This window comes from Peribacillus sp. GL_122 (assembly GCF_057835005.1).
The window spans coordinates 3,966,818-3,982,464 of the sequence record NZ_CM174415.1 but is presented as its reverse complement, the minus strand read 5'-3'; the positions used below and the strand labels follow the sequence as shown (position 1 = coordinate 3,982,464).

Annotated in this window: 13 protein-coding genes; 12 read left to right on the top strand and 1 reads right to left on the bottom strand. The window is 44.7% G+C overall.

Going from position 1 to position 15,647, the window contains the following annotated elements; translation table 11 throughout:
• Window positions 1–263: 263 nt before the first annotated feature.
• On the top strand, window positions 264–587 hold the full coding sequence (locus tag AC3ISB_RS19295; protein ID WP_141992120.1) for a hypothetical protein: 324 nt from the start codon (window positions 264–266) through the stop codon (window positions 585–587).
• Window positions 588–1,264: 677 nt separating this feature from the next.
• Here AC3ISB_RS19295 and AC3ISB_RS19290 read toward each other — a convergent pair.
• The gene (locus AC3ISB_RS19290) at window positions 1,265–2,536 is read right to left on the bottom strand and encodes a replication-associated recombination protein A (protein WP_098369723.1); all 1,272 of its coding nucleotides are present in this window, start codon (window positions 2,534–2,536) and stop codon (window positions 1,265–1,267) included.
• 609 nt (window positions 2,537–3,145) lie between these two features.
• Here AC3ISB_RS19290 and cymR point away from each other — a divergent pair.
• From cymR to alaS, 11 genes are all read left to right on the top strand, one after another.
• The gene (gene cymR, locus AC3ISB_RS19285) at window positions 3,146–3,565 is read left to right on the top strand and encodes a cysteine metabolism transcriptional regulator CymR (protein WP_034308657.1); all 420 of its coding nucleotides are present in this window, start codon (window positions 3,146–3,148) and stop codon (window positions 3,563–3,565) included.
• Window positions 3,566–3,625: 60 nt separating this feature from the next.
• Window positions 3,626–4,771, top strand: coding sequence for a cysteine desulfurase family protein (locus tag AC3ISB_RS19280; protein WP_339200357.1), 1,146 nt, complete (start codon window positions 3,626–3,628; stop codon window positions 4,769–4,771).
• 29 nt (window positions 4,772–4,800) lie between these two features.
• On the top strand, window positions 4,801–5,916 hold the full coding sequence (gene mnmA, locus AC3ISB_RS19275) for a tRNA 2-thiouridine(34) synthase MnmA (protein ID WP_480338609.1): 1,116 nt from the start codon (window positions 4,801–4,803) through the stop codon (window positions 5,914–5,916).
• 122 nt (window positions 5,917–6,038) lie between these two features.
• Window positions 6,039–6,704, top strand: a complete 666-nt coding sequence (locus AC3ISB_RS19270) for a tetratricopeptide repeat protein (RefSeq protein WP_048681430.1) — start codon at window positions 6,039–6,041, stop codon at window positions 6,702–6,704.
• 36 nt (window positions 6,705–6,740) lie between these two features.
• On the top strand, window positions 6,741–9,146 hold the full coding sequence (recD2, locus tag AC3ISB_RS19265) for an SF1B family DNA helicase RecD2 (protein ID WP_489273855.1): 2,406 nt from the start codon (window positions 6,741–6,743) through the stop codon (window positions 9,144–9,146).
• Between the two features lie 83 nt (window positions 9,147–9,229).
• Window positions 9,230–9,799, top strand: a complete 570-nt coding sequence (locus AC3ISB_RS19260; protein WP_489273853.1) for a LemA family protein — start codon at window positions 9,230–9,232, stop codon at window positions 9,797–9,799.
• A complete protein-coding gene (locus AC3ISB_RS19255; RefSeq protein ID WP_489273851.1) occupies window positions 9,799–10,572 on the top strand; it encodes a TPM domain-containing protein in 774 nt (257 codons plus the stop codon). The genes AC3ISB_RS19260 and AC3ISB_RS19255 overlap by 1 nt, the downstream gene beginning before the upstream one ends.
• A gap of 147 nt (window positions 10,573–10,719) precedes the next feature.
• Complete coding sequence (locus AC3ISB_RS19250) at window positions 10,720–11,178, top strand: PRC-barrel domain-containing protein (RefSeq protein ID WP_141992126.1); 459 nt, start codon at window positions 10,720–10,722, stop codon at window positions 11,176–11,178.
• Window positions 11,168–11,383, top strand: coding sequence for a hypothetical protein (locus AC3ISB_RS19245; RefSeq protein ID WP_063233024.1), 216 nt, complete (start codon window positions 11,168–11,170; stop codon window positions 11,381–11,383). Before AC3ISB_RS19250 ends, AC3ISB_RS19245 begins: the two co-directional genes overlap by 11 nt.
• Before the next feature lie 229 nt (window positions 11,384–11,612).
• Window positions 11,613–12,689 (top strand): AI-2E family transporter, encoded by a 1,077-nt coding sequence (locus AC3ISB_RS19240; protein WP_141992127.1) that lies wholly within the window; start codon window positions 11,613–11,615, stop codon window positions 12,687–12,689.
• Between the two features lie 309 nt (window positions 12,690–12,998).
• Window positions 12,999–15,635, top strand: a complete 2,637-nt coding sequence (gene alaS, locus AC3ISB_RS19235) for an alanine--tRNA ligase (RefSeq protein WP_489273848.1) — start codon at window positions 12,999–13,001, stop codon at window positions 15,633–15,635.
• Window positions 15,636–15,647 lie beyond the last annotated feature (12 nt).

Below are 15,647 nucleotides of genomic sequence, written 5' to 3'. Positions count from 1 at the left end.
TCATTACCATGTTTATGATGTTTTATGGGGAGTGTTTCATGAACTCGAAAGGATTCAACGACTGTTTGTGTCACTTCAGTGATTATATTTGGGCTGCACTCGGCTTTTAGTGGTTCATCGTTGTTTAGCTTGTCTCAAGCCAAGTCGAATGAAGTTTTACACTAAAATGGGTGGTAAGCAAAGTCCCTATTAGAAAGAAGGCGCATATATATGCAGTACGGATATCCCTAAAGAATAAATAAATATTGGAGGCTAAAGAATAAATGGAATATTCAACTGAAAGTTCATCGTACGAAAGCAGTTCAACGGAAAGCTCATCAGATGAAAGTAGCTCAACGGAGAGCTCATCGTCCGAAAGCAGTTCAACCGAAAGCTCATCAGATGAAAGTAGCTCAACGGAAAGTTCGGAAAATGAAGGCGATTCAAATGAAGGCGATTCAAATGAAATCCTTTCCGACGCCGCAGAAGAAATTGAAAATTCAGCTGAGGGAGAAGAGAATGGCAGCCCTCGTCGTGTGAATGTATTTAAGAAAATGTGGCTGGAAAATATGATTAAAGCTTCGAAGGGTATCTATAACGAAGATTGAACACACAGGTACAGCAACTAAAAAGTTGTTGTGCCTTCATATGAAAAGGGACATGCCGCTAGCAGTGTTAATTGACATATCCTCTTACTGGATACGAGGAGCTTAATTTTTCTGCGGCTAAAAGTACGTACATGCAATAATCTGAATTTAAATGCTGTAAAAGTAATCGGGCTAGAATCATATTTGGAAATGTTGTTTCTGCCCTTGATGAAACCTTAACAGATTGCGGACTAATTTCCGGGAAAGATTGGCCAAGCAAGGCGATTCAAAGGGAATTTAGCCTAAGCGTTCCGGTTTCTAACCAAGAAAGACCTAGCCGGAGCGTTTGGCTGACAGTTGTACATACTGATTGTGGATGATTTGAATAATGTCTTACTGTTTGGATATAGGTTGTTTTTTACGGTCACCAAATGATATCTAAATTTATTGGTCAATATAATTAGAACTATATGGAAATATTCATCTAGTTGGGATTTTAATAGAAGTAAGTTTGGAAATTTAGTTCGGAAAGGAGATATCTTTAATGTGCCGAGATGGAATGTAGCTGTACACTTTTCGGCGAAAGTTGGCATCATTGAGAAGGTGAATGCTCAAGGGGAGACGGTTTTTGTTAACAGGGGTCATGTTAAAAGTTTTCATTTTCCATAAAAAAACTCCGGATCTGAAGTGATCCGGAGTTATTTTTTTTTCTCGATATTTTCATAGACCGAGGCAAGGGCTTGTTCAAATTTCCCGCTCTTTTTCGGTTTGTAATATTTTTTGCTGCGCAGTTTGTCCGGTAAGTATTGTTGCTTCACCCAGCCATTCTCGTAGTCATGCGGATAAAGGTAGCCGATGCCTCGTCCGAGATCTGCTGCCCCTTTGTAATGGGCATCCTTAAGATGATCAGGTACATCTCCACTATGGCCGCTGCGAATGTCGGTAAGCGCTGCATCAATTGCGGCAATGGCCGTGTTTGATTTTGGTGATAGGCATAACTCGATCACTGAGTTGGCAAGTGGAATCCGAGCTTCAGGAAAACCGAGTCGTTCAGCGGCTTCGACTGCAGCGAGGGCCCTGGGACCAGCCTGCGGATTGGCAAGAGCTATGTCTTCGTAAGCGATGACTACCAAGCGGCGGGCAATGCTGACAAGATCACCGGCTTCGACCAAGCGCCCCAAATAATGAAGGGCTGCATTCACATCACTGCCGCGAATTGATTTTTGGAAAGCCGACAGTACATCATAATGGGCATCCCCATCCTTGTCATGTGAGAAGCTTTTTTTCTGCATGCATTCCTCGGCAATTTGCAGATCTATATGAATGGTTCCGGATTCATCGGGTTCGGTGGAAATGACGGCGAGCTCAAGAGCGTTAAGGGCACTGCGGACATCTCCGTTCGAAGCAGTCGCGAAATGGGTAAGGGCATCAAGGCCGACATCGGTTTTATACGCACCAAGCCCCCGCTCTTCATCATGAAGTGCCCGTTCCAGGGCTTTGGTTATATCATTGGTTTCCAATGATTTGAGCTCGAAAATCTGGCACCGGCTTCTGATGGCCGGGTTGATGGCGTGATAGGGATTGCTGGTCGTTGCACCGATCAAGGTGATCATCCCGTTTTCAAGATAAGGCAATAGGAAGTCCTGCTTCGCCTTATCGAGTCGATGAACCTCATCAAGCAGCAGGATCACTTTCCCGGACATCTTAGCCTCCGCTGCCACGATTTCCATATCCTTTTTATTATTGGTCACCGCGTTCAGCGTTCGGAAAGCAAACTTCGTGCTTCCGGCAATCGCACTTGCAATCGATGTTTTGCCAATTCCCGGCGGACCATACAGGATCATGGAAGAAAGCTGTTTTGCTTTCACCATCCTTGCGATAATTTTTCCTTCACCGACCAGATGCTCCTGCCCGATGATCTCATCAATCGACCGAGGCCGCATCCGGAAAGCAAGCGGTTTTATATTCATTGCGCACCTCTCCTTTTTATATAAGGTATCACAATTGATGGGGGAAATGCGCTGATTATGCTGTAAAGGTTGATAAATCGACCTACCGGCGGAATAATCCTACCTATCCTTCTATGAGAGAGTTAAATAGATAAACTCTGCCTTAAGTGTCTGGCCGAAATGGGCTGGTTTGTAATGGTGGGTTTAACAAGGTATAGAAATCATGAAGTGCCGAAATGTGAACATCAAGGGAATTATCCAAACAGGTACGTCATATCCGATTTCTTGATTGCCGCCCCTTGGAAAATTTATGGCACTTGTGGCAGCATACTCCGGTTTTGAGGGCGGTGATCGGAATTCTATCTTTCTCTAGCGGTTTAGGGATATAAGGAATATGACCAACGGGCAATAAATTCGATAATCGTTTCATTGCTTTAGTAGAAAGGACCGCTTCGTTATATTTGTTATTCTCTCAATTTTAAGAAGGCATTCCATTCTTTCTTTCATTTATCCTACCTCTCCAATTAGGATAATTTGACAAATGGAGGGCGGGTGAATGCATTTCCGACGGGAATATGCTATAATTTCAAAAGAATTTAGAAACGGATAAATAATTTGAGGTGTATATGTATGAAGATATCTACTAAAGGCCGTTATGGTTTGACGATCATGATCGAGCTTGCTAAACATTATGGAGAAGGCCCGAAGAGTTTGAAATCAATTGCCCAGACGCATAATCTGTCGGAGCATTATTTGGAGCAGTTGATTGCGCCGCTTCGTAATGCGGGGTTGGTGAAGAGTGTCCGCGGTGCGTATGGCGGGTATGTCCTGTCTAAAGATCCTCAGGAGATTACTTCGGGAGATGTCATCCGTGTATTGGAAGGCCCGATTACCCCTGTTGAAGGAATTGAAGATGAAGAGCCGGTGAAGCGCCAGCTTTGGATCCGGATTCGCGATGCCGTGAAGGATGTATTGGATAATACGACGCTTATGGATTTGGCGAGCTACAAGGATACGGGTGAAATCGATTCTTATATGTACTATATTTAAGTGATTAGCAATGCGCCTATTATGTAGGCGCTTGCGTTTTTTAATGGAGGCGACAAAAAAGTGGACAGAATATATTTAGATCATGCTGCGACTTCCCCGATGCATCCGAAGGTGATCGATAGGATGATGACAGTCATGAGCCATGACTTCGGAAATCCGTCGAGCATTCATGCTTTCGGGCGGGAGGCACGCCATGTTTTGGATGAGGCGCGTTCGAGTATTGCGACGAGCATCGGTGCGGGGCGGAATGAAATCATTTTCACGAGCGGTGGAACCGAGGCTGATAATACGGCGATCATTGGTGTTGCGAATGCTTATAAAGAAAAAGGAAAGCACATCATTACGACGGAGATTGAGCATCATGCGGTTTTGCATACATGCCAATACCTTGAGAAGTCTGGCTTTGAGGTCACATATTTACCTGTGAATGAAGCGGGGCTTATTTCAATTGCCGATTTAAAGGCGGCATTGCGGGATGACACGATTTTGGTTTCGGTCATGTATGGCAATAATGAGGTTGGAACGATCCAGCCGATTGCTGAAATTGGACAGCTGCTCAAGGGGCATCAGGCCATTTTCCATACGGATGCGGTTCAGGCATATGGTTTGATCTCTATCGACGTTCGTGAGTTGGGTGTGGATTTGCTGAGTGTATCCGCGCATAAAATCAACGGTCCCAAAGGAATCGGCTTTCTTTATATGCGTGAAGGCTTGAAGCTGAATCCGCAATTATATGGCGGGGAACAAGAACGCAAGCGCCGTGCTGGTACGGAGAGTGTGCCGGCCATTGCCGGTTTTTCAGAGGCTGTTTCAATTGCTAAAAGCACGATGGAAAAGAAAAAGGAGCAATACAAGCGATTTAAAGACGTATTGCTTGCCGTCTTTGATGAGGCGGATGTACAATATGAAATTAACGGATCTATGGAACAGTCGCTGCCGCATTTGCTGAATGTCAGTTTTCCGGGTACGAATGTGGAATCGATGCTCGTCAATATGGACTTGGCAGGTGTTGCTGTATCGAGCGGATCCGCTTGTACTGCTGGGTCAATCGATCCGTCGCATGTGCTTGTGGCGATGTTCGGGAAAGATTCGGAGCGGACGAAGAATTCGATTCGTTTCAGCTTCGGTCTGAACAATACGGAAGAGGAAGTAAGGCAGGCAGCTGAAACCACCGTGAAAATCGTTAATAGATTAGTGGGAAGATAATTCTCACTTTAAATAAATGAGGTGACAGAATGAGAAAAGCACCACAGGACACCCGCGTCGTCGTGGGTATGTCAGGGGGCGTGGATTCTTCTGTGTCAGCCCTGCTATTGAAGAATCAAGGCTATGATGTGGTCGGGATTTTCATGAAGAACTGGGATGATACAGATGAAAACGGAGTTTGTACGGCAACGGAAGATTACAATGATGTAATTGCCGTTTGTAATCAAATCGGCATCCCTTATTATGCAGTCAATTTCGAAAAGCAGTATTGGGATAAAGTTTTCACTTATTTCTTGGATGAGTATAAAGCGGGCCGTACCCCGAATCCGGATGTAATGTGCAATAAGGAAATCAAGTTCAAGGCCTTTCTTGAACATGCCGTAAGCCTTGGCGCCGATTATGTGGCTACAGGTCATTACGCACAGGTTGAGTACCGTGAAGGCGAATACAAAATGCTTCGCGGTGTCGATAATAATAAAGATCAAACGTACTTCTTGAACCAGCTTACTCAAGAACAGTTGGAAAAAGTCATGTTTCCGCTTGGACACATTGATAAGAAGGAAGTCCGTGAAATTGCGAAAGAAGCGGGCCTTGCCACGGCAACGAAAAAAGATTCTACAGGGATCTGTTTTATCGGTGAACGCAATTTCAAAGAGTTTTTAAGCAATTACCTCCCAGCTCAGCCCGGAGATATGGTCACGATGGATGGCAAGGTAATGGGCAAGCATGACGGATTGATGTATTACACCATCGGTCAGCGTCACGGTCTAGGGATTGGCGGCAGCGGCGAACCTTGGTTTGTTGCGGGAAAAGACTTGAAGCGCAATGTTTTATATGTGTGTCAAGGCTTTGATAATGATGTGCTGTATTCCAATTCCCTTCGTGCAGTGAATGTCAGCTGGGTAGCGGAACATATACCGGCTGGTGAATTTACATGTACGGCAAAGTTCAGATATCGTCAAGAGGATAGCGGTGTTAAGGTGAAGGTATTGGAAAATGGTGATGTCGAAGTCATCTTTGACGAGCCAGTCCGCGCGATCACGCCTGGACAAGCAGTCGTATTCTATGATGGTGAAGTGTGCCTTGGCGGCGGTACGATTGATGAAGTATTTAAAAAAGGTGAAAAACTGACTTACGTAGGGTAAAATAAGCATGTCCCCAGCTGTGTTTGCGGTTGGGGACTTCTTTTGGATTGCGGGTGTACCGCCTGAATTCGACCACTGGCTTATGCTATACTTTTTAATATAAAAATGGAGTGTGAATGGATATGGATAAGAATCAACAAGGAATTGAATTTATGCAGCAAGGGAAATACGAGGAAGCGGCGAAAGTTTTTAATGAGGCGATCGAGGAAAATCCGAATGAGCCTGTTGCCTACATAAACTTTGGGAATGTATTGACTGCCGTGGGTGAAACGGATAAAGCGGTCAAGTTTTACAAAAAGGCGATTGAGCTGGATGAAAATGCAGCAGCGGCTTACTATTCATTAGGAAACTTATATTATGAATCCGATTCTAAATTAGTCGAAGCGAAGGATATGTTTGAAAAGGCAATCCGTTTGGGGCTGGATAACAGCGATGCTTACTTCATGCTTGGATTGACTTTGATGGCGTTAGATCAACCGAAATTGGCGATGCCTTATTTACAGAGAACGGTGGAGCTGAGCCCTGAGGACGTTGATGCGAGATTCCAATATGCGCTATGTCTTGCCAATGCTGAATTGTATGATGAATTGATCAATCAACTGAATTTAGTTGTGGAACAGGATCCGGGCCATGCGGATGCTTATTATAATTTAGGCGTTGCGTTTGCAGGGTACCGTGAGGATGCGAAAGCAGCGATGGTTTATTTTGATAAGGCTTTGGAAGCACAGCCAGACCATATGCTCGCTGCGCACGGAAAGAAACTGTTGGAAGAAATGAATGCTGAGTAAATAAACGGCATATGCATGGAAAGGTGGGGAGAAGCGTTGAGCCAGCAAGACTCATTGGATTTGTTTTCAGAAGAGAAAATGTTCATGAAAGGAAGTCATTTAGTGACGATCTTCCATAATGAAGAAAACATGTACTCGGTTGTAAGAATTCGCGTGCATGAAACGAATCTGAATTATGAAGAGAAGGAAGCGGTCGTAACAGGTTATTTTCCAAGGATGCATGAGGATGAGATCTATATTTTTTATGGGGCCATGAAGGAACATCCGCGTTTTGGCCTTCAATACCATGTAGAGCATTTTCGCAAGGATCTCCCTCAATCCAAGGAAGGAATCGTCAGTTATTTGTCCGGTGACCTTTTCAAGGGCATTGGGAAAAAAACAGCTGAAAGCATTGTTGAGACACTGGGTGAAAAGGCAATTTCAAAAATTCTGGCTCAGCCTTCGCTACTTGATGATATTCCGAAGCTATCCGGGGAAAAGGCAAAGGGACTCTATGATACATTGGTCGAGCATCAAGGTCTGGAGCAGGTGATGATTGCCCTGAATCAATATGGCTTCGGTCCGCAGCTGTCGATGAAGATCTATCAAATGTATAAGCAGGATACGATCACGATGGTTCAGGGAAATCCGTATAAGCTCGTTGAGGATATTGAAGGGATTGGTTTTGGACGGGCGGATGAGCTTGGGCATCAGCTGGGCATTTCCGGCAGCCATCCCGATCGAATCAAGGCTGCGTGCTTGTATACGCTTGAATCACAATGCCTCCAGGACGGAAATATCTACATAGAAGCCGAGCAGCTATTGGAGGCTGTCAAACGTCTGCTGGAGGAAAATAAACGGGATCGCATTGAGTTCACTAACATTTCCTCGGAAATAATCGAATTGACGCAAGAGGGGAAAATAGTTGTCGAGGATCAACGAATTTATCCGCCTTCGCTATTCTATTCGGAAAAGGGAATCGTGATGAACATCAAGAGGCTGCTTGCTCAAACCGAGTATGAGGACCAGTTCCCGGAATCGGAGTTCTTGCTGGCACTTGGGGAGCTGGAAGAGCGGCTGGATGTATCCTATGCCCCGGCCCAAAAGGAAGCGATCCAAACAGCCCTGCAATCACCCATGTTAATCTTGACGGGCGGACCTGGTACTGGTAAGACGACAGTCATCAAAGGCATCGTTGAGCTATATGCAGAGCTGCATGGTGTATCCATGGACATTAACGATTATAAAAAAGAAGGAAGCGATCCATTTCCATTCGTACTTGCGGCCCCTACTGGCCGTGCAGCGAAACGCATGGCCGAATCCACGGGGCTCCCAGCTGTTACGATCCATCGTTTGCTGGGGTGGAACGGGAGTGAAGGCTTTTCCCATGATGAGGATAATCAGCTGGATGGCCGTATCGTAATCATCGATGAGGTTTCCATGGTGGATACTTGGCTGGCCCATCAATTGTTTAAAGCTCTGCCGGAAAATGTCCAAGTGATATTGGTTGGTGATGAAGATCAGCTGCCATCTGTAGGCCCTGGGCAGGTTTTAAAGGATTTGCTTGCATCGAATTGTGTACCGACTGTCAGTCTGGAACATATTTATCGTCAAGCTGATGGCTCATCGATCATTGAATTGGCCCATGAAATCAAAAAAGGAAGGCTTCCGGATGATGTTACGAAACAGCAAGAAGATCGATCGTTCATTCGCTGCCAAACAGGTCAAATCCCCCAAGTAATCGAGAAAGTGGTTGCTAATGCGAGGACGAAAGGCTTCACGGCCAAGGATATACAGGTGCTGGCTCCCATGTATAGAGGGCCTGCCGGGATTGATGCCCTGAATAAAATGCTTCAGGAAGTGTTCAATAGCAATGTGAATGAAAAGCGGAGGGAAATAAAATTCGGAGATGTGATATACAGAACGGGAGATAAGGTGCTTCAACTGGTGAACCAGCCAGAGGAGGGTGTCTTTAATGGCGATATGGGTGAAATCGTGTCCATATTGTTCGCTAAAGAAAATACCGATCATGTCGATAAAGTAATCATATCGTTCGAAGGCATCGAAGTGACTTACACGAAACAGGACTTGAACCAGATTACACATGCCTATTGCTGCTCCATCCATAAGTCGCAGGGAAGTGAATTCCCCATTGTCATTTTGCCTGTAGTGAAAAGTTATTATCGGATGCTCCGCCGTAATTTATTGTATACGGCGATTACCCGCAGTAAAAATTTCTTGATCCTTTGTGGTGAAGAAGATGCATTCCGTTTAGGGATCGAGCGTAATGATGAGATGCGCCGGAAAACGACTTTGCGTGAAAAGCTGCAAGAGGTTTTGAGTGAAGAAGAAATGCCGGCGGAAAAGGAAGAGGTACAACAACAATCAAGTTATCTTGATATTCTCATGCATGCTGATCCGATGATCGGGATGGAGAATGTCACGCCATATGATTTTATGTAGCTCTATTTGATGAATTTTGTTTAAAATTCATAGTTTTGGTGGAACTATAGAATATAACTTATATGTGAAAGAGCAGGGGGGATTTGATGAAAAAAGGTTGGATAATAGGGATAGTCGTTGTCGTTTTACTGGTCATTTTTGGTGCATCTTCGTACAACGGCCTTGTAAGTGCCAGTGAAGACGTCGACAATAAATGGTCACAGGTGGATAACCAATTAAAACGGAGAGCGGATTTGATTCCGAATCTTGTCGAAACGGTTAAGGGTTATGCTTCGCATGAAACGGAAGCCATTAAAGCGGTGAGCGATGCACGCTCGAAGCTGGCTGGTGCCAATTCGACTGAAGATGCGATTGCAGCCGATCAACAATTGAGCGGGGCCTTGAGCCGGCTTTTGGTGGTTGTCGAGAACTATCCGGATTTAAAGGCCAATGAGAACTTTAAGGGTCTCATGGATAGTTTGGAAGGAACGGAAAATCGGCTGACGGTAGCCCGAAAAGACTATAATGATGAAGTTACCAACTATAATAAAATGATTAAACGCTTTCCGAAGAATGTGATGGCAGGAGCGTTCGGGTTCGATGCCAAACCATATTTTGAAGTGACCGATCAAGAAAAAGAAACGCCAAAGGTTGATTTCGGGAGCGATAAATAATGAAAAAACTCGCTGTGTTTGCGCTATTCTTCATTCTCACGTTCAGTTTAGCAAACGTGGCCGCAGCACAACCTAACATTCCTGAACCAGTTGGGGATATATATGTTCAGGACTTTGCCGGAGTCCTGAGTGAACAGGAAAAATCCGAACTCATCGAACTTGGGAAACGATTGGATGATGCCACAAAGGCACAAATTTCCGTTTTGACGGTTGATTCGATGGAAGGATCCGAAATCGAGGAGTACTCGGTCGAGGCATTGAGATCATTCAAGCTTGGGGATGCCGAGCTGAACAATGGAGTCCTCATTGTGCTGGCCATGGAAGAACAGAAAATCCGTATTGAAGTGGGGTACGGTTTGGAAGGGGCCATTACCGATATAAAATCTGGACAGATTTTGGATGATGTGGCTATCCCTGCGCTGAAAGAGGGTAAATATGATGTTGCCCTGACGGAAACCTATAAGGCCGTATATAACGATGTCACGAAAGAATACAACCTAGGTGACGAGTTTTATCAGGATCTCTCCGTTCAGCCCGAGTCAGAAACCTTTCAGCCATCAGGTTTACAGATTTTCCTGATCATCATCGTTGTCATCATCGTATTCATCCTCGATGCCAAGTTCTTTAAAGGATTTTTCCTTCAAACGGTAATCAATATCCTTTTGATATTCATCAGTCGCGGAGGCGGCGGCGGCCGTGGAGGCGGCAGCGGCGGTCCACGGGGCGGCGGAGGAGGAAGTTCCGGTGGCGGAGGTGCCAGCAGAGGATGGTAAAGCAGTGGGTCAGACCGGGAAACCGGTCTTTTTTTTATGCATGATCCCTGTATTTTAAGGAAGTTGCACCAACAATGGAAAACCTTTCAGCACATCTATTTTCAGCAGTAAAGAGATAATAAAAATGTTCGGAAAGGCGGGATGACCTTGCGGACGTTCTCTTTATTGAAAGGAATGCCGGTTTTTACAATCAAAGGAGAAAGAATCGGCACGGTCCACGATTTATCAATTTCTGAAATGGGACAGGTAACAGGGTTGGTCATTCATCAACAAGCATTGTTCAAAAGAGCTTTTCATTTGAGACTTGACGATATTTCTTCATTCGGTCCAGATGGGATCGTCATCAGGCAGCAAGATTCAACCTTAAGTAAAGTGCCTGCGGATTCCATTTGCCTGTCGAAGGACGAGTTATTGGGACGCATGCTTTTTTCAGAAATGGGCGAAGAACTTGGTTTACTGCAGGATGTATATTTCAAGGAGAAAATGGGCACGATTATAGCGTATGAAACAACGGATGGATTTTTCTCTGAGTCGACAGTGATAGAATCAAAACAGCCGCCTGCAGTAGGGAAGGATACCATCATTGTTTCAGTTTATGAACAGTGAGGTGTCCATTTTGGAAATAAAATGTCCGAATTGCCGCAGTAAAGATGTCGGGAAGATTGGCGTAAATCAATATTATTGTTGGAATTGCTTTATTGAAATGACTCTATCCGAAGGGCTCATTAATACGCATCAGGTCGAGGAAGATGGAAGTTTAAGCTCATTGGACGATTTGTTTGAGGAAAATGACCGCCGCTTCAGTATGTAATTAACGGAAGAGGTGTTTGCAATGGCTAGACGTTCACGCAATACTCTAATGAATATGGGTTCGGATTTGATGAACTCGAAGATGGTCAAACGGAACATGAAGAAAATACGCAAAAGATTAAAGTCTTTATTATAGCAGGAATGGGTGTCCTGAATTAATGAGGGCACTCTTTTTTATGTATGAAAACCTTCCGCCTTTCGAAGAATAAATGCAGCGGGAGGTGTTTATTGTGAGTATTCGTTTAAAATGGTTTTATCGCCTGGGTTTTTTATTGCTCTTATTTTTCGTTATCTATATTTTTATGAAACTTAAGCCCATGTGGGGACCTGCCGTCACTGTATGCGTGACGGTACTGCTGCCTTTTTTGATTGGTGCGTTCATCAGCTACTTGCTGCACCCTGTAGTGGAATATTTAAATGAGAAAGGGATGCGTCGCTGGCTTTCGATTACGATCATCTATTTGTTGTTTTTCGGAGGGATCGGCTTTGCTGTGTATAAAGGTATTCCAGTGATGGTCAGCCAGGTACGCGAGCTGTCGGAAAGCGTACCGGAACTGGTTGAACAGTACCGGGGCAGAATTGATAAACTCAACCATCAGACGGCGGCCTGGCCGTTCGGAATTCATGAAAGATTCGAAGAAGGTGTCACCCTTTTTGAAGGTTGGCTGAAGCGTATACCTGAAAAGGCGATGGAGTATGCAATGAAGATGATTGATTTCATACTCCTTATTGCGTTGATTCCATTCATTGCTTTTTATATCCTGAAAGATTTCACAGCTTTAAAAAAAATGGCATGGTATATGACTCCGAAGAAGTGGCGTAAGCAGGGACGGGCATTCGTTCGTGATGTGGATGCGTCGCTTGGCGGATATATCCGCGGACAAATCATCGTCTGTGCCGTGATCGGATTGATTTCCTCGCTGCTGTTCTGGGTAGTCGGAATGCAATATCCGCTTCTATTGGGGGCGATAATCGGAATAACGAATGTCATTCCGTATTTCGGACCGATTATTGGGGCCATTCCCGCAGTGATCATCGCCGCGACAATGTCAGTTAAAATGGTGTTGATCATCGCGGTCATCGTGCTCGTACTTCAATTTCTTGAGGGAAATATCCTGTCGCCGTTAATAGTCGGTAAAAGCCTCCATATGCATCCGCTGTTCATCATGCTTGCATTATTGGCTGGAGGCGAGATAGGCGGTATCGTGGGCATGGTCGTTTCGATTCCCATTTTGGCTGTGTTGAAAGTTTTTGTACTTCATGCCCGCGTTCACTTTAGAAAGAAGCCGCCCCTTATTGACAAATAAAAGTCTTGTGAATATAATCCATTACATAAGATAATTCGTTGAAGGATGAAGTATGCTGAAGTCCATCTAAAAGAGAGGGGTCCCCTAGGCTGAAAGGGACTGCCAGGTGAAGAGCAGCAGAAAGCTAGTCCTGAGAGCAGCTAATACCTGCCGTCATGCCGCGTTAAGGCTTTTATGAAGGTGATGGGCCTGGGTGAATTCCCGCGTCCATAATCAGGGTGGTACCGCGAGTCAACTCTCGTCCCTGTTTTTGGGATGGGGGTTTTTTGTGTGCTCAAAATTACATAATTTTAAAAGGAGGATATATATATGAAGTATTTAACTGGTGCTCAAATCCGCCAAATGTATTTAGATTTTTTTAGTGAAAAAGGCCATAACATCGAACCGAGTGCGTCATTGGTTCCTCATGAAGATCCATCATTGCTTTGGATCAATTCCGGGGTGGCGACGTTAAAGAAATATTTTGATGGACGGGTGATTCCTGAAAATCCAAGGATTACAAATGCTCAAAAGGCCATCCGTACGAACGATATTGAAAACGTGGGAAAAACGGCACGTCATCATACGTTTTTCGAAATGCTCGGAAACTTCTCCATTGGTGAATACTTCAAAGAAGAAGCCATTACATGGGCTTGGGAGTTTTTGACGGATGAAAAATGGATTGGGTTCGACAAAGAGAAATTGGCTGTGACGATCCATCCTGAAGATGATGAAGCATTCGAACTCTGGAATAAGAAAATCGGTGTTCCTGCTGAAAGGATCATTCGCCTGGAAGAAAACTTCTGGGATATCGGTGAAGGTCCAAGCGGCCCGAATACGGAGATTTTCTATGACCGCGGACCGGCATATGGCGATGATCCGAATGATCCGGAACTATATCCAGGCGGGGAAAATGAACGACATCTTGAAGTCTGGAACCTTGTGTTTTCTCAATTCAACCATAATCCAGATGGTTCTTACACACCGCTTCCAAAGAAGAATATCGATACAGGCATGGGCCTTGAACGTATGGCTTCCGTCGTTCAAGATGTGGCGACGAACTATGATACAGATTTATTCATGCCAATCATCCGGGCAGTCGAAGAGATTTCCGATGTGAAGTATGGTGTTGATACAGAAAAAGATGTTGCATTCAAGGTCATTGCCGACCATATTCGTACGGTAGCCTTTGCAGTAGGTGACGGGGCTCTTCCATCCAACGAAGGACGCGGTTATGTATTACGCCGTTTACTACGCAGAGCGGTTCGATATGCTAAGCAAATCAACATCAATCGACCATTCATGTTCGAGCTTGTGACGGTCGTAGGCGAAATCATGAAAGACTTCTACCCTGAAGTCCTCAAGAATAAAGAGTTCATTGCAAAAGTAATCAAAAATGAAGAGGAACGCTTCCATGAAACTTTAAATGATGGACTGTCAATCCTTTCAGAAGTCATTAAAAAGGAAAAGGAAAAAGGCGGTACGACCATTCCGGGCAGTGATGCATTCCGTTTATATGACACATATGGTTTCCCGATTGAGTTAACGGAAGAATATGCAGAAGAAGAAGGCATGACGGTCGATCAAGCCGGATTTGAAAAAGAGATGGATGCACAGCGTGAACGTGCTCGTTCAGCGCGTCAAGATGTGGATTCGATGCAAATTCAAGGCGGGGTATTGGGCGATATCAAAGTTGAAAGTGAATTTGTCGGCTATGATCAAGTAGCTGTCGAAGCGAAAGTTGCTGCCATCATCAAAAATGGCGAGCTTGTTATGGAGGCAGAAGAAGGAGAAGAAGTTCAAGTGATACTGGACAAGACTCCTTTCTACGCGGAAAGCGGCGGACAAATAGCCGATATAGGAACGATGGCCAGTGAATCCGTGAAGGTTGATGTCCATGATGTCCAAAAAGCTCCTAATGGCCAAAATCTGCACCGTGTAACAGTTACTGCCGGCACTTTAACAGCAGATTCCAATATCGTTGCTACGCTAAATCAAGAAAATCGCATCCATATCACGAAAAACCATACAGCGACGCATCTTCTGCATCAGGCGTTGAAAGATGTGCTTGGTACACATGTCAACCAAGCTGGTTCACTCGTACAGGCTGAGCGCCTTCGCTTCGACTTCTCTCATTTTGGTCAGATAACGGCGGAAGAGATTGAACAAATCGAAACGATTGTAAATGAAAAGATTTGGCAAAGCTTACAAGTGAATACGGACTATAAAAACATCGAAGAAGCCAAGGCTATGGGCGCAATGGCCTTGTTCGGCGAAAAATACGGCAAGATTGTTCGTGTCGTTCAAATCGGTGATTACAGTCTAGAACTTTGCGGTGGTGTCCATGTCCCTAATACAGCGGTAATCGGCTTGTTCAAAATCGTTTCCGAAAGCGGCATCGGTGCAGGGACTCGTCGTATAGAAGCGGTAACGGGTGCTGGGGCATACAAATTGATGACTGAGCAAATCGGTGTCTTGAAAGACGCGGCTGCTAAATTGAAAACAAACTTGAAAGACGTACCTTCAAGAATTGAAACGGTACTTTCTGAAGTGAAGGATCTTCATCGTGAGAATGAAAGCCTTACTGCAAAATTAAGTAATATCGAAGCAAGCAGTCTTGTTTCTAACGTAAAAGACATAAATGGGGTTCAAGTATTGGTGGCAAAGGTTCAAGCTACCGACATGAATAATCTGCGTGCCATGGCAGATGATTTGAAACAAAAGCTTGATTCTGTCATTATCGTATTAGGTTCGGCCCAAGGCGATAAAGTCAATTTGATTGCCGGGGTGACCAAGGATTACATCGATCGCGGATTCCATGCTGGTAAATTGGTCAAAGAAGTTGCTTCCCGTTGCGGCGGTGGCGGCGGCGGACGTCCAGATATGGCCCAAGCCGGCGGAAAAGACCCTGAAAAATTGGATGCAGCACTTAATTTTGTTGAAGAATGGGTCTTATCGATTTCATAATCAATGGAAAGT

Excerpts from the sequence above, each read along its gene's own strand:
- mnmA (WP_480338609.1), top strand. The coding sequence starts at position 4,801 with ATGAGAAAAGCACCACAGGACACCCGCGTCGTCGTGGGTATGTCAGGG.
- AC3ISB_RS19255 (WP_489273851.1), top strand. The coding sequence starts at position 9,799 with ATGAAAAAACTCGCTGTGTTTGCGCTATTCTTCATTCTCACGTTCAGT.
- AC3ISB_RS19245 (WP_063233024.1), top strand. The coding sequence starts at position 11,168 with ATGAACAGTGAGGTGTCCATTTTGGAAATAAAATGTCCGAATTGCCGC.
- AC3ISB_RS19270 (WP_048681430.1), top strand. The coding sequence starts at position 6,039 with ATGGATAAGAATCAACAAGGAATTGAATTTATGCAGCAAGGGAAATAC.
- alaS (WP_489273848.1), top strand. The coding sequence starts at position 12,999 with ATGAAGTATTTAACTGGTGCTCAAATCCGCCAAATGTATTTAGATTTT.
- AC3ISB_RS19295 (WP_141992120.1), top strand. The coding sequence starts at position 264 with ATGGAATATTCAACTGAAAGTTCATCGTACGAAAGCAGTTCAACGGAA.
- AC3ISB_RS19290 (WP_098369723.1), bottom strand. The coding sequence starts at position 2,536 with ATGAATATAAAACCGCTTGCTTTCCGGATGCGGCCTCGGTCGATTGAT.
- cymR (WP_034308657.1), top strand. The coding sequence starts at position 3,146 with ATGAAGATATCTACTAAAGGCCGTTATGGTTTGACGATCATGATCGAG.